The organism is Microbacterium sp. 13-71-7 (assembly GCF_002257455.1).
GTDB lineage: Bacteria > Actinomycetota > Actinomycetes > Actinomycetales > Microbacteriaceae > Microbacterium.
Map to the genome: position 1 here is coordinate 18,957 of NZ_NCKN01000001.1, position 12,959 is coordinate 31,915.

Here is a 12,959-nt window from a genome sequence, read left to right on the forward strand (position 1 = left end):
AGGATCGGATGGCGGATCCGCAGGTCTCGGGGCGCGCGACGATCGAAGAGGTCGCCGCCGCGGCGGGCGTGTCCCGGTCGACGGTGTCCCGGGTCGTGAACGGGTCGACCGCGGTGAGCCCGCACGCGCTCGCCGCGGTGCGGGACGCGATCGCGCGCCTCGGCTACGTCCCCAACCGGGCGGCGCGTTCCCTCGCCCTTCGACAGACGCATGCGATCGCGCTCGTCGTGCCGGAGGACACCCGGCGCTTCTTCGGCGACCCGTACTTCGGCGCCGTCGTGGCGGGGATCAGCGACCGGGTGGCGCGCTCGGACTACATCCTGAACCTGCTGATCGCGAGCGACGACCCCGGCGGCCGGATGACGGGCTTCGTGCGCAACGGCGGCGTGGACGGCGCGATCATCCTGTCCCACCACAACAGCGACGCCTTCGTCGACCGCATCGTCGAGGCGGTGCCCGTCGTGTTCGGCGGACGCCGCACGAACGGCGGCGATGACGACTGGTTCGTGGACGTGGACAACGTCACCGGAGCCCGGCAGGCCGTCGAGCACCTGCGACGCATCGGGCGACGGCGCATCGCCACCGTGACAGGGCCGCTCTCGATGGCGGGCGGCGTGGATCGGCTGGCCGGCTTCCGCGCGCGTCTCGCCGAGGACGGGCTGGAGCCCTTCGCCGAGATCGCGGGCGACTACTCCGAGGCCAGCGGGGCGCGTGCGGCACAGGAGCTTCTCGCGCGCGCCGCCGCACCGGCAGGCGCCCTGCCCGACGCCGTCTTCGCGGCGAGCGACCTCATGGCCCGCGGCGTGCTGCGGACGCTCCGCGGCGCGGGCGTGCGTATTCCCGAGGACGTCGCGATCGTCGGCTTCGACGACTCGCCCGTCGCGCTGTCGACGGATCCGCCGCTCACGACGATCCGCCAGCCCATGCACGCGCAGGGCGAGGCCCTCGCGGGCGTGCTGATCGATCGGCTCACCGGATCCGCCCCTCCGCACCGGACGACCCTCGGCACCGAGCTGGTGGTGCGCGGGTCGGCGTGATGCGCGGACCGAATTCAGGATGGAATCGGCTCAGAGGCCGGAAAGCGGCAGATGGACGTGAACACGCTCGATCCGTCCTGAATACGGTGCGGGGACCGGAACCTGGATGCCGTGCGTAACCCGAATGCGCGTGGGCATGGGTGCCGTGACCGACGGATCCGTAGCCGATCGGCTGATGCGGATCGGGCCGCGGCGTTCGTAGGCTGAGCCCATGGAACCGCGGTCCGAGGCGCAGCGCGAGGCGGCCCCCGGCGACGGCGTGCGCGGGATCCTCGCGCCGGTGCGGTTCGGGCGGGCGCTGCAGGTGGTGCTCATCGCGCTGATCGTGGTGAGCGCGATCCGGTACCTGCTCCGGCACGGCGAGGGCGAGGACGCGGTGCCGGTCCTCGCCGGTGCCGCCGTGCTGGTCGTGGCCGCCGTGCTGCAGGGGTTCGTCCCCCGTCGCGGCGCGTGGCCGGCGACCTGGGCGCTCCTGGTGTGCGTGCTCTGGGCGGTGCTGACGCTCGTGGCCCCGTCGTTCGGGTGGTGCGCCGTCCCGCTCGCCTTCGCGGTGCTGCAGATCCTCCCGTTCTGGCCGGCGACGACCGCGATCACGGCGATGACCGCGGTGGTGATCGTCGCGGAGCTGCGCCTGGCCGCGCTGTTCGACCCGACGCTCGTCGCCGGCCCGATCGGGATCGCGTTCGCCACGATCGTCGCGTACCGCGCGCTCGACCGCGAGGCGCTCGCCCGCCAGCAGCTGCTCGACGAGCTCACCGCGACGCAGGCCGACCTGTCCGCCGCGCAGCACCGCGCCGGCGCGCTCGCCGAGCGCGCGAGGCTGTCGCGCGAGATCCACGACTCCGTCGGGCAGGACCTCTCCAGCATCAACCTGCTGCTGCAGGCCTCGGAACAGGGCTGGGAGCGGCGTCCCGACGCCGCCAGGGAGCAGGTGCGCGCGGCCGCGGGCACTGCGCGGTCCGCGCTCGACGAGGTGCGCCGCGTGGTGCGCGACCTCGCCCCCGGCGAGCTCGAGGGCGCTGCGGGATCCCTCCCCGCCGCCCTCGCGCGGGTGGTCGCCGAGGCCGCCGGGCGCGGCGTCGACGTGCAGTTCCGCAGCCACGGCACCGCGACCGAGGTGCCCCTCCCTGTGGCGTCGGCCATCATCCGCACCACGCGCGGGGCGCTCGCGAACGTCGTGGAGCACGCCCGTGCGACCAGGGCCGTGGTGAGCCTGACCGCTCAGCCCGATGAGCTGCGCCTCGACATCCGCGACGACGGGGTCGGCTTCGACGCGAGACCCTCCGCGATGACGGCCAGGGCGGCGCAGCGCCGTGCGGCCGGCCGTGGCCAGGGCATCCCGGGGATGGCGGAGCGGATCGCGCAGCTCGGCGGCGCCCTGCAGGTCGAGAGCGCCCCGGGGGAGGGGACGACGCTGTCGCTCGTCTTCCCCCGCGCCCTGGACGGATCCGGATCCGTCCCGTCCGCCGAGCACGGAACCGGACCGGATCCGCAGGAGGAGAGCCGATGACCCTGCGGATCGTGCTCGTGGACGACCACCCCGTCGTCCGGGCGGGCGTGCGCGCCCTGCTCGAGTCGACGGACGACCTCGTGGTCGTGGGCGAGGCGTCGAACTCCGCCGGCGCCGTCCTGGCGGTCGAGGCCGAGCGGCCGGACGTGGTGCTCATGGACCTCAGCCTGGGCGAGGGGGAGGGCGGGATCGTCGCGACGGCACGCATCCGCGCGCTGCCGGATCCGCCGGCCGTGCTCGTGCTGACCACCTACGACAGCGAGTCGGACATCCTGCGCGCGCTGGACGCCGGGGCGGCCGGCTACCTCCTCAAGGACGCCCCGCCCGACCAGCTCTTCGCCGGGATCCACGCCGTCTCGCGGGGAGAACCGGCGCTCGCCCCCTCGGTCGCCGCGGTGCTCATGCGCCGCGCCGCCTCGCCGGAGCCGCGCATGACCGAGCGCGAGGTCGAGGTGCTCGAGCTGCTGGCCGACGGACTCGGCAACCGCGAGCTCGCGAAGGCGCTGTTCGTCTCGGAGGCGACCGTGAAGTCGCACCTCTCCCACATCTACGGCAAGCTCGGGGTCGACACCAGGGCCGGAGCCGTCGCCGCCGCGATCGAGCAGCGCATCATCCGGCGCTGACCGCGGCGGGCGCAGGGGCGCACCTCAGTGCGCCGATCCGGCCCGGCCGCAGACGCCGAAGCGCCCCGCCTCCCTGCCGTGCACGGCGCAGGAGACGGGGCGTCGGTCGCCGATCCCCCCAAGAGATCGGCGCCCGCGGTCAACCCCCTGACCGCAGGATCGCCCCGCCGAACAGCGCGAACGCCGTGATCCCTGCGGAGAGGATCACCGCCGCCGATACGCCGGCCACGGCGAGCAGGGACACGCCCTGTCCGCCGAGGCGCTGTCCGCCCAACCCGATCGCCACGCCCTCCGGTCGTTCGATCGGGCCGGTGCTCTCGTCGCGGTACGGGCCCGTCCGCGCCGCGAAACGTCGGTGCAGCTCTTCGGCGAGCTGCACGGTCCTCTGCATCACGTCCGGCCGGTCGAACCGGGTGCCGCCGGGCAGATACACGTAGGCGCGATCCTCGACCAGTTCGAGCTCGGCGCCGGCGCCGAGATCCAGGATCCGCGCCATGAGGTCGGGCGTGAAGATGTAGAGGGCGTCGCGCTGATACCCCTCGGGCACGAGCAGCTGGAACGTCGACGCGAAGTGCCCCTCCAGGTCCATCCGCGCGCCGCCGAGCCCCAGGGTGGGCACGATGCTGCGGCGCCGGTTGCGCAGCACGATGTGCGGGACCTTCGAGGGCAGCGGCAGCTCCACGAAGGCGAAGGGGCGCTGCACGGTCGCGGCCTGATCCCGACCGCCGACCGAACGTGCGAGGCCGAGCTCGAACGGGAGGCGCTCATCCTCCGAGGCGATCACGCCGCGCTCGATCGAGCGGCGCATGCGCGTGAACGCCGACCCCGGACGTCGGGTGCCCTGCAGCAGATCCGCATAGGCCCAGCCGTTCGCCCCGGCGAACATGGCCAGACGTGCGCGGCGGGAGAGGCCCACGGCGTACCAGACGAAGCCGACCGCCCCCAGCGCGCCGTACAAGACGCCGACCACGGCGAGCAGCGGCACTCGGGAGAGCATCCCGATCGAGCCCAGCCACCAGAGCGCGACGACGATCGCCGCCGTGAGCAGCAGCACTCCGGCGAGCACGGCGAAGAAGCGCCGGTGCAGGGGGATGCGCGCCGCCCGCTCATAGGCGAGCAGCGTGCGCATGCCCGGCGGCGTGCGCAGGGCCGAGAGGTCGACCCGGATCGGCTCCGCGGCGTGCGGATCCGCGCTCATCCGCCCCTCGCTCACCCGACCCGCCAGGGCAGCGACGCCCACGGCCCGTTGCGCTTCGCGGTCGACGCGGCCTTGAACTCGGACCAGCCGTCGCCGAACTTGTCGAAGGTCTTCTCGCCGATCACGCCGTCGCTCCAGTGCATCACGCGGCCCGTGATGTAGCTCAGGCCGAAGTCGGCCCAGGAGGAGAACGCCGGGCGACCCTCTTCGTTGATGCGGTGGATGATCGCGCGCGCCTCCGGCACGTCGGCGTGGCCCAGGGCGACGCCCCAGGTCGCGAGCGCGACGGCCTGGCCGAGCGCGTACCCGTCGAGCGTGCGGACGTAGAGGTCGGGCGTGACGATGTCCTTGCCGACGAGCTTGCGCACCTGGGTCTCGACGCCCTCGATCGCGGCGACGAAGGAGCGGGCATCGCGCTTGTCGCCGCCGGCCTCGATGATCGCGGCCGCCCACTCCTTGGACTTCGGCACACGGCTTAGGCGTCCCGCGAGCTCCGCGCGGATGGCGAGGCAGGTCACCCAGACGTCGCGGCGGCGCCGGACGGTGACGAGCCTCTCGATCCCGGCGAGCCACTCCTCGCGCGTCGCCACGCCCCACATCTCGACGAGCCGCTTCTTCTCGCCCGCGCTCAGCGCGGACGCGGTCGGGTCGTTCCACGGCCCGGACGGCTGGTTCACGATCTGCAGGAAGCCCAGCGCGATCTCGTTCGCCTCCCGGTCGTCGGTCGAGTACGCCTCGGAGGGCTTGACCTTCGCCGCGGGCATGATCCAGACGACCAGGAAGAACAGCACGACGACGCCGACGACGACCCACACCCACCACTGGGCGAAGAGCCAGCCGATGAGACTGCCGAGGTCGTTCAGATCGACGCGGGCGCTGCCGTGCATGAGGATCCTCCGGTGTGAGGGTTTATGTAGGTTGAATGAATATTCAGTGATTAATGTAGCGAACGGATCCGTCACCCGGAAAACGGATCCGGAAGGCACGGCGCATGGCACGCTCCCCGGAGCAGAACCGCATCGCCCGGGAGCGCTCGCGCGAGAGCCTGCTCGAGGCGGCGATCGAGGTCTTCGCCGAGCGCGGGATCGACGGCGCCACGATCGCCGACATCACCCGGCGCGCGGGCGTCGCTCAGGGACTTGTCAACTACTACTTCGGTGGCAAGGAGCAGCTCGTCCAGGCCGTGATCGACCGCTGGTTCGACATGCTGCTCGGCATCGCGCACAGCGGACCGCCGCCGGTGCCGGCGAGTGCGGGCCAGGCGGACGGGGCTGGCACGCGGTCCGCCGAGGAGCAGCCCCCGCCGTCCGCCGCGCCGCTCCCTCCGTCCGCCGTGCCGCTCCCTCCGGAGGTGCGGCTCGCGGCCATCATCGACACCGCGCTCGGCATGACCGCGGTAGCCCTGCCCCTGCAGCGCGTGGTCGTCGCACTCCAGCAGCAGCCGACCACGCGGGCGCTGTTCGCGGAGGGGGAGCGGCGGCACCTGGCGGGCGTCGTCGCGGCGGAGGACGCGGTGCGCTCGATCTTCCGCGACCGCGGCGACGCGGATCCGGCGCTCGAGGAGATCATGCTCCGCAGCGTGCTCGACGGGATCGTCGGTCAGCGCATCATGTACGGCGACTCGTACCCGCTCGAGGAGGCCCGTCGCTGGGTGCACCGCCGCTACGGCCTGCCCGAGCCCGCGGAACCCCTTCCCGGCATGGCGAAGCCCGCGCCGGGCTCGGGATCCGAACCGCGCGCGCGGGCTTCGCGCTGATCAGGCGGGGTCGCCGCCCATCGGGCCGACGGCCTCCAGCGGCCGCGGGTCGTCCGCGCCGGACCTGCGCAGCCGTGCGATCGCGTTGCCGCCGTGGTAGATGACGATCGCGGCCACGGTCGCGATGACGATGCCGCCGAGCACGAAGCCCGAGTCCTTGACCGCGATCGAGAACCCGCCGACCGCGATGACGAGCGCGACGGCGGCCGTGTACTGGTTCACGGGACGCGAGAAGTCGACGCGGTTGTCGACCCAGATCTTGATGCCGATCACGCCGATGAGGCCGTAGAGCCCCGTCGTGATGCCGCCGAGCACGCCCGCCGGCACCGAGTTGATGATCGCGCCGAACTTCGGGGAGAGGCTGAGCAGGATCGCCGCGATGCCGGCGACCCAGTAGGCGGCGGTCGAGTACACCCTGGTCGACGCCATCACGCCGATGTTCTCGCCGTAGGTGGTCGTTCCCGATCCGCCGAAGAGGCCGGCGATCGTGGTCGAGACGCCGTCGGCGATGAGCGCCTTCCCGGTCTGCGCGTTGATCTCCGGATCCTCGACCATGGTCGCGACGCCGCGGACGTGACCGACGTTCTCGGCGATGAGCACGAGCACGACGGGCAGGAACATCGCGATGCCGCTCCACACGCTCGGCGTTCCGAAATCGGGGAAGTGGAACGTGGGAAGGCCGACCCAGGCCGCCTTGTCGACCGCGGAGAAGTCGAGCTCGCCGCGGAAGCCGGCGAAGATGTAGCCCGCGATCACGCCGAGGAAGATGGAGATCCGGCCCAGGAATCCGCGGAACAGCACCGCGAACACGATCGTGATCGCGAGGGTGAAGGTCGCCGTGATGGGGGCCTTGGCGAAGTTGCCGTACGCGGCGCCGGCGAGGTTGAACCCGATCAGCGCGACGATCGTGCCCGCCAGCACGGGCGGCAGGAAGCGGTCCACCCACTTCACGCCGGCGACGTGCACGACGACGCCGATGATCGCGAGCAGCACGCCGACCGCGACGATGCCGGCGAGGGCAGCGCCGATCCCGCTGTCGCCGCCCGTCGCGTGAGCGGCGGTGGCGGCGGTCACCGGGGCGATGAACGCGAAGGAGGATCCGAGGTAGCTGGGCAGCTTGTTCCGGGTGATGAGCAGGAACAGGATCGTGCCCACGCCGCTGAACAGCAGGGTCGTCGGCACCGGGAAGCCGGTGAGGATCGGCACGAGGAACGTCGCACCGAACATCGCCACGACGTGCTGCACGCCGATCGCGATCGTGGCGGGCCAGTTCAGGCGCTCATCGGGGCGGACGACGGCGCCGGGTTCGACGGTGCGTCCGTCGCCGTGGATCTTCCACAGGGACATGCGGACTCCTCGGGATCGGGGGAGGGGGCTGGAGAAACCCTATCCTGGGCGTTCCCTGGGAGCGCGCCCCGCGCTCGGCGGAGGGGGCGGGTCGGATCAGGCGGTCAGGCGGTCGAGCAGCTCGGCGTAGCGCGCGGCGGTCTGCGCGACGACCTCCGCGGGCAGCACCGGCGGGGTGCCCTGCTTGTCCCAGTGGGCGCTCAGCCAGTCGCGCACGATCTGCTTGTCGAAGCTCGCCATGCGCTCGGCGGGGGTGGATCCGGTCCGCCACGACTCGGCGTCCCAGTACCGCGAGGAGTCGCTGGTGAGCACCTCGTCGGCGAGGCGGAGGACGCCGTCGGCGTCGACGCCGAACTCGAACTTGGTGTCGGCGAGGATGAGCCCGCGCTCCTCCGCGATGGCGGCGGCGCGGCGGTAGATCGCGAGCGACACGTCGCGCAGCTGGGCGGCGCGCTCGGCGCCGACGATCTCGGCGGTGCGCTCGAACGTGATGTTCTCGTCGTGCTCGCCCATCGGCGCCTTGTACGCGGGCGTGAAGAGCGGCTCGGGCAGCCGGTCGCCGTTCTCCAGCCCCGCGGGCAGCGGGATCCCGCAGACCGTGCCGCTCTGCTGGTACTCGAGCCAGCCGGATCCGGTCAGGTAGCCGCGCACCACGCACTCGATCGGCAGCATCTCGAGCGACCGGGCGAGCATCGCGCGATCGGCCACCTCGGCGGGGACGTCCCCGTCCACCAGGTGGTGGGGAACCGGATCCGCTCCCTCGGCGAGCCGGTCGAACCACCAGCGGCTGAGGCCGGTGAGCAGCGCGCCCTTCTGCGGGATCGGCGGCTCCAGCGCGAAGTCGAACGCGCTGACCCGGTCGCTCGCGACGACCAGCAGCCGCTTGTCCGCGGGATCCTCCGGCGCGTAGAGGTCGCGGACCTTGCCGGAGTAGAGGTGCCGCCAGCCGGAGAGTTCGAGGGGTGTGCTCACGCGTCCATTATCGCGGGCGTCCCGCCGGGTCGGGCACGGAGGCGGCGGCGATGTCCGAGGCTCGGCCTAGTGTGCTCGGGTGAGCGCCGACATCCCCTTCGAGATCCTGACCGACCGTCTCAGCCTGCGTCGCCCCGAGCCGGGCGACCTCGACGCCGTCTTCGCCGTCTACAGCGACCCCCGGGTGTGGACGCACTTCCCGAGCCTGCGGCCCACCGAGCCGGAGCGCATCGCCGCCATGCTCGAGCGCTGGGGGTCCAGCTGGCGGATCCATGGACTCGGATCCTGGATCGTGCGGCTGCGCGAGACCGGCGAGGTCATCGGCAACGGCGGCGTCACGATGCTCGGGGCCGACGCGCCCGACGCCGGCCCCGAGGGGCCCGCCCGCGTGTGGAACCTCGGCTACCGCCTCTCCGCGGATCACCACGGCCGCGGGTATGCGACCGAGGTGGCCCGTGCCGCGCTCGAGGCCGCGGCGCAGGTCGCCCCCGACGTCCCGGTCATCGCCTACCTCGTCGAGCACAACCGCGCCTCGGCCGCCGTCGCGGAGAAGGTCGGGCTTCGTCTCGTCCACCGTGCTCCGGATCTGGGCAACCCGGATCCTGCCGTCCTGCGGCTCGTCTACGCGGATCGTGCCCTGATGCCCGCCCAGCTCACGGCGGCGCTGCGATGAGACCGGCGGGAGAAAGCGCTGGCGCTCGGATCCGGTCGGGCGTATAGTCGTAGTCGGATTAGTCCAGATGGACTAGTCGGGATGGAGTGATTGTGAAGGATCCGGCGCTCACCTCTCTGGGGGTGATGGTGCTCGCACTGCTGAGCGAGGGCGACATGCACCCGTACGAGATGGCGCGGCTGCTGCGCGCCCGTCGCGACGACCGGATCATCCCGATCTCCAACGGCACGCTGTACCACACCGTCTCCCGGCTGCACGGGCAGGGGCTGCTCGAGGAGGTCGGCGTCGATCGCGACGGCAACCGCCCGGAGCGCACGACCTACACGGTCACGCCTGCGGGCGCCGAGGCGGTGCGCGAATGGGTGCGCCGCGAGCTCGGCGGCAGCCGTCGGCAGACCCCGTTCCGCGTCGCCCTGGCCGAGGCGCACAACCTCGACCGGGACGAGGCGGTCGAGCTCCTCACGCAGCGGCTCGCGCTGCTCCGCGAGGAGCTGGCGACGATCGGCGCCTCGCTCGACGGCGCCGGGACCCGCGACGTGCCGGAGCAGTACCTCCTCGAGCCGATCCGGCACCGCCTGATGCTGCAGGCGGAGATCGACTGGCTCGGCGCCCTGATCCCCCGGATCTCATCCCCCGACTTCTCGTGGGGGCCGGATCCGGACCACCTTCTTGCCAAGCGAAAGGCACACCAGAATGGCTGAAACCATCGGTACGTCGACCGGCGCCTACGCCGTCGGCCACAAGCCGAAGAGCCCCTGGCCCGCCCTCTGGGCGCTGGTCATCGGCTTCTTCATGATCCTCGTGGACACCACGATCGTCTCGGTCGCGAACCCTGCCATCAAGGCCGCGCTCGACCCGTCCACGAACAATCTCGACAACGTCGTGTGGGTGACGAGCGCCTACCTGCTCGCGTACGCCGTGCCGCTGCTGATCACCGGACGCCTGGGCGACCGGTTCGGCCCGAAGAACATGTACCTGATCGGCCTGACGGTCTTCACGCTGGCCTCGCTGGGCTGCGGCCTGTCCAACTCGCTCGGGATGCTGATCGCGTTCCGGGCCGTGCAGGGCCTCGGCGCCGCGCTGATGACGCCGCAGACCATGGCGGTCATCACGCGCACCTTCCCTGCCGAGCGCCGCGGTGCGGCGATGGGCCTGTGGGGCGCGACGGCCGGTGTGGCCACGCTCGTCGGCCCCCTGGCCGGCGGTCTGCTCGTGGACGGCCTCGGCTGGGAGTGGATCTTCTTCATCAACCTCCCGGTCGGCGTGATCGGCTTCGTGCTCGCCTGGATCCTCGTCCCGCGCCTGCAGACCCACGAGCACCGGTTCGACATGGTCGGCGTCGTGCTCAGCGCTCTCGGCCTGTTCCTCATCGTGTTCGGGCTGCAGGAGGGCCAGCACTACGACTGGGCCGGATGGATCTGGGCGATGATCGCGGCCGGCATCGTGGTGATGGCGGTCTTCATCTGGCAGCAGGCGAAGACCCGCAGCGAGCCTCTGGTCCCGCTCGGCCTGTTCCGCGACCGCAACTTCTCGGTCGCGAACTTCGGGATCGCGACCGTGGGCTTCACGGTGACCTCGATGTCCCTGCCGATGATGTTCTTCTACCAGCTCGCCCGCGGCCTCACGCCCACTCAGGCGGCGCTGCTGCTGATCCCGATGGCGGTGCTGTCGGGCGTGCTCGCACCGATCGCGGGCCGGATCCTCGACCGCGTGGATCCGCGCGTGCTGCTCGTGCCGGGCCTCGGCCTGACCACGGTCGCCCTGGTCTGGTACGGCCTGCTGATGACGCCGGACACCCCGATCTGGATGTTCCTGCTGCCCTCGGCGCTCATGGGCATCGGCCAGGCCGGCATGTGGGGTCCGCTGGCCACGACGGCCACGCGCAACCTCGAGCCGCGGCAGGCGGGCGCGGGCGCGGGCATCTACAACACCACCCGGACGATCGGGTCGGTGCTCGGCTCGGCCGCGATCGCCGCGCTCATGCAGGGCCGCCTCGAGGCGAACCTTCCGGGTGCCGCGAGCCACGGCGGCGACTTCGGCACGGGCAAGCTCCCCGACTTCGTAGTGGCGGGGTTCTCCTCCGCCATGGCGCAGTCGATGATCCTGCCCGCCGCCGTCCTGCTGGTCGGCGTGATCGGGATCCTGTTCATGCAGCGTCCGGCGCACCTCGTGAAGCGCTGACGCCGCGCCCTCTCGTCGACGCCCCCTCTGCGCGCCGAGACCCCCTCGTGCGGACGTCCGTGCGAGGGGGTTTCGGTACCGCGAGGGGGCGTCGACGTGCGCGGGCGGCGCTCCTCGTCTCGTCCTCCCCAGATGCGCCGCGTCATCTCTCGTCGGCGCCCCCTCTGAGCGCCGACGCCCCCTCTGAGCGCCGACGCCCCCTCGTGTGGACGACCATACGAGGGGGCTTCGGTACTGCGAGGGGGCGTCGACGTTTGCGGGCGTGCGCGGGCGTGCGCGGGCGCGTGCGTTCGCGGGCGCGTGCGAGCCCGCCGAGCCCTGCGCCGTGCAGCCCCCGCCGCGCCGGCTACTGCGCGACGCGTGCGGCGATGTCGGTGCGGTGGTGCGCGCCATCGAGGCGGATCCGGCCGAGCGCCTCGTAGGCGCGGGCGCGGGCGTCGGCGAAGTCGGATCCGGTCGCGACCACGTTCAGCACGCGGCCGCCGGTCGCGATGAGGTTGCCGCCGGGGGCGTCGGGGCCCGCGGTCGCCGCGTGCACGACGCTGACGCCCTCGACGGTCGCCGCCTCGGCCAGGCCCTCGATCGGGCGACCGGTCTGCGGCGCTTCGGGGTAGCCCTCGCTCGCGAGCACGACGGTGATCGCGACGTCGTCGCGGAACTCGGGCTGCGGCTCGTCCTCGAGCGTGCCGGTCGCGGCGGCGAGCAGCAGCCGCGACAGCGGGGTGCGCAGGCGCGGAAGCACCACCTGGGTCTCCGGGTCGCCGAAGCGCGCGTTGAACTCGATCACGCGCACGCCGTTCGGCGTGAGGATGAGGCCCGCGTAGAGGAGGCCGATGAACGGCGTGCCCTCGGCGTCGAGCTGCTTCACGACCGGGAGGGCGACGGTGCGGGTGACCTCCTCGACGAAGGCCGCCTCGCTGCCGAACTGCTCGTCCAGCCACGGCAGCGGCGAGTAGGCGCCCATGCCGCCGGTGTTCGGCCCCTCGTCGCCGTCGAAGGCGCGCTTGAAGTCCTGCGCGGGGCTCAGCGCGCGGACGGAGTCGCCGTCGCTGAGGAAGAACAGCGAGACCTCGGGACCGGTGAGGAACTCCTCGACGAGCACAGGGCCGTGCGGAAGGTAGTGCTCGGCGTGGGCGAGCGCGGCGGCGCGGTCGGGGGTGACGATGACGCCCTTGCCGGCCGCGAGCCCGTCGGCCTTCACCACGTACGGCGCGCCCAGGTCGTCGAACGCGGCCTCGACCTCCGCCGCGGTCGCGGCGCGCACCGCGCGGCCGGTCGGCACCGAGGCCGCCTCCATGATCCGCTTCGCGAAGGCCTTGGATCCCTCCAGCTGTGCTGCGGCGCGACCGGGTCCGAACACCGGGATCCCGTGCGCGCGCACCACGTCGGCGACGCCCGCGACGAGCGGCGCCTCCGGGCCGATCACGACGAGGTCGACGCCGTGCTCGTCGGCGAACGCGCGGACGGCCGCGCCGTCCATCGGATCCACCTCGACCAGCGTCGCGTCCTGCGCGATCCCGGCGTTGCCGGGGGCGCAGAGGATCTCATGGCCCTTCCTCTCGGCGCGCAGGGCGAGGATGATCGCGTGCTCACGGGCACCGGAACCGAGGACGAGGATCTTCACCCCGTCAGCCTACCGAGCGGGCGCCCGTCGATGACGGT

Annotated in this window: 12 protein-coding genes; 7 read left to right on the forward strand and 5 right to left on the reverse strand. The window is 72.5% G+C overall.

Translation table 11 applies throughout. The features are described 5' to 3' along the window. Positions 1 to 8: 8 nt before the first annotated feature. From B7X32_RS00090 to B7X32_RS00100, 3 genes are all read left to right on the forward strand, one after another. A complete protein-coding gene (locus B7X32_RS00090; RefSeq protein ID WP_292714171.1) occupies positions 9 to 1,037 on the forward strand; it encodes a LacI family DNA-binding transcriptional regulator in 1,029 nt (342 codons plus the stop codon). Between the two features lie 211 nt (positions 1,038 to 1,248). Continuing rightward, positions 1,249 to 2,547: a sensor histidine kinase gene (locus B7X32_RS00095; RefSeq protein WP_292714174.1), complete on the forward strand. Its 1,299-nt coding sequence runs from the start codon at positions 1,249 to 1,251 to the stop codon at positions 2,545 to 2,547. After that, positions 2,544 to 3,170 carry a response regulator transcription factor gene (locus B7X32_RS00100; RefSeq protein WP_292714177.1) on the forward strand — a complete coding sequence of 209 codons (627 nt, stop codon included), beginning with the start codon at positions 2,544 to 2,546 and terminating at the stop codon, positions 3,168 to 3,170. The genes B7X32_RS00095 and B7X32_RS00100 overlap by 4 nt, the downstream gene beginning before the upstream one ends. Positions 3,171 to 3,309: 139 nt before the next feature. Here B7X32_RS00100 and B7X32_RS00105 read toward each other — a convergent pair whose 3' ends face one another. After that, positions 3,310 to 4,368 (reverse strand): hypothetical protein, encoded by a 1,059-nt coding sequence (locus B7X32_RS00105; RefSeq protein WP_292714180.1) that lies wholly within the window; start codon positions 4,366 to 4,368, stop codon positions 3,310 to 3,312. An 11-nt stretch (positions 4,369 to 4,379) separates the two neighbouring features. Next, positions 4,380 to 5,255 (reverse strand): DUF1266 domain-containing protein, encoded by an 876-nt coding sequence (locus B7X32_RS00110; protein ID WP_292714183.1) that lies wholly within the window; start codon positions 5,253 to 5,255, stop codon positions 4,380 to 4,382. A gap of 104 nt (positions 5,256 to 5,359) precedes the next feature. On the opposite strand from B7X32_RS00110, the gene B7X32_RS00115 reads away from it, so the two are divergent. Beyond that, a complete protein-coding gene (locus B7X32_RS00115; RefSeq protein ID WP_292714186.1) occupies positions 5,360 to 6,124 on the forward strand; it encodes a TetR/AcrR family transcriptional regulator in 765 nt (254 codons plus the stop codon). On the opposite strand, the gene B7X32_RS00120 is transcribed toward B7X32_RS00115, so the two are convergent. Both B7X32_RS00120 and B7X32_RS00125 read right to left on the reverse strand, forming a co-directional pair. Beyond that, positions 6,125 to 7,471 carry a solute carrier family 23 protein gene (locus B7X32_RS00120; RefSeq protein ID WP_292714189.1) on the reverse strand — a complete coding sequence of 449 codons (1,347 nt, stop codon included), beginning with the start codon at positions 7,469 to 7,471 and terminating at the stop codon, positions 6,125 to 6,127. A 96-nt stretch (positions 7,472 to 7,567) separates the two neighbouring features. After that, positions 7,568 to 8,443 (reverse strand): phosphoribosylaminoimidazolesuccinocarboxamide synthase, encoded by an 876-nt coding sequence (locus B7X32_RS00125; protein WP_292714192.1) that lies wholly within the window; start codon positions 8,441 to 8,443, stop codon positions 7,568 to 7,570. A 79-nt stretch (positions 8,444 to 8,522) separates the two neighbouring features. Between B7X32_RS00125 and B7X32_RS00130 the strand changes: the two genes are divergently transcribed. From B7X32_RS00130 to B7X32_RS00140, 3 genes are all read left to right on the forward strand, one after another. Further along, a complete protein-coding gene (locus B7X32_RS00130) occupies positions 8,523 to 9,116 on the forward strand; it encodes a GNAT family N-acetyltransferase (protein WP_292714195.1) in 594 nt (197 codons plus the stop codon). A gap of 92 nt (positions 9,117 to 9,208) precedes the next feature. Then, positions 9,209 to 9,817, forward strand: a complete 609-nt coding sequence (locus tag B7X32_RS00135) for a PadR family transcriptional regulator (RefSeq protein ID WP_292714198.1) — start codon at positions 9,209 to 9,211, stop codon at positions 9,815 to 9,817. After that, entirely contained in the window at positions 9,810 to 11,297 is a 1,488-nt protein-coding gene (locus B7X32_RS00140; protein WP_292714201.1) for a DHA2 family efflux MFS transporter permease subunit, read from the forward strand. The genes B7X32_RS00135 and B7X32_RS00140 overlap by 8 nt, the downstream gene beginning before the upstream one ends. Positions 11,298 to 11,643: 346 nt before the next feature. Here B7X32_RS00140 and purD read toward each other — a convergent pair whose 3' ends face one another. Beyond that, the gene (gene purD / locus B7X32_RS00145; RefSeq protein ID WP_292714204.1) at positions 11,644 to 12,921 is read right to left on the reverse strand and encodes a phosphoribosylamine--glycine ligase; all 1,278 of its coding nucleotides are present in this window, start codon (positions 12,919 to 12,921) and stop codon (positions 11,644 to 11,646) included. Between the last annotated feature and the right edge of the window lie 38 nt (positions 12,922 to 12,959).

Bases quoted from the DNA above. Each gene is read 5' to 3' on its own strand.
- B7X32_RS00090 (WP_292714171.1), top strand. From the start codon at position 9: ATGGCGGATCCGCAGGTCTCGGGGCGCGCGACGATCGAAGAGGTCGCC.
- B7X32_RS00095 (WP_292714174.1), top strand. From the start codon at position 1,249: ATGGAACCGCGGTCCGAGGCGCAGCGCGAGGCGGCCCCCGGCGACGGC.
- B7X32_RS00100 (WP_292714177.1), top strand. From the start codon at position 2,544: ATGACCCTGCGGATCGTGCTCGTGGACGACCACCCCGTCGTCCGGGCG.
- B7X32_RS00105 (WP_292714180.1), bottom strand. From the start codon at position 4,368: ATGAGCGCGGATCCGCACGCCGCGGAGCCGATCCGGGTCGACCTCTCG.
- B7X32_RS00110 (WP_292714183.1), bottom strand. From the start codon at position 5,255: ATGCACGGCAGCGCCCGCGTCGATCTGAACGACCTCGGCAGTCTCATC.
- B7X32_RS00115 (WP_292714186.1), top strand. From the start codon at position 5,360: ATGGCACGCTCCCCGGAGCAGAACCGCATCGCCCGGGAGCGCTCGCGC.
- B7X32_RS00120 (WP_292714189.1), bottom strand. From the start codon at position 7,471: ATGTCCCTGTGGAAGATCCACGGCGACGGACGCACCGTCGAACCCGGC.
- B7X32_RS00140 (WP_292714201.1), top strand. From the start codon at position 9,810: ATGGCTGAAACCATCGGTACGTCGACCGGCGCCTACGCCGTCGGCCAC.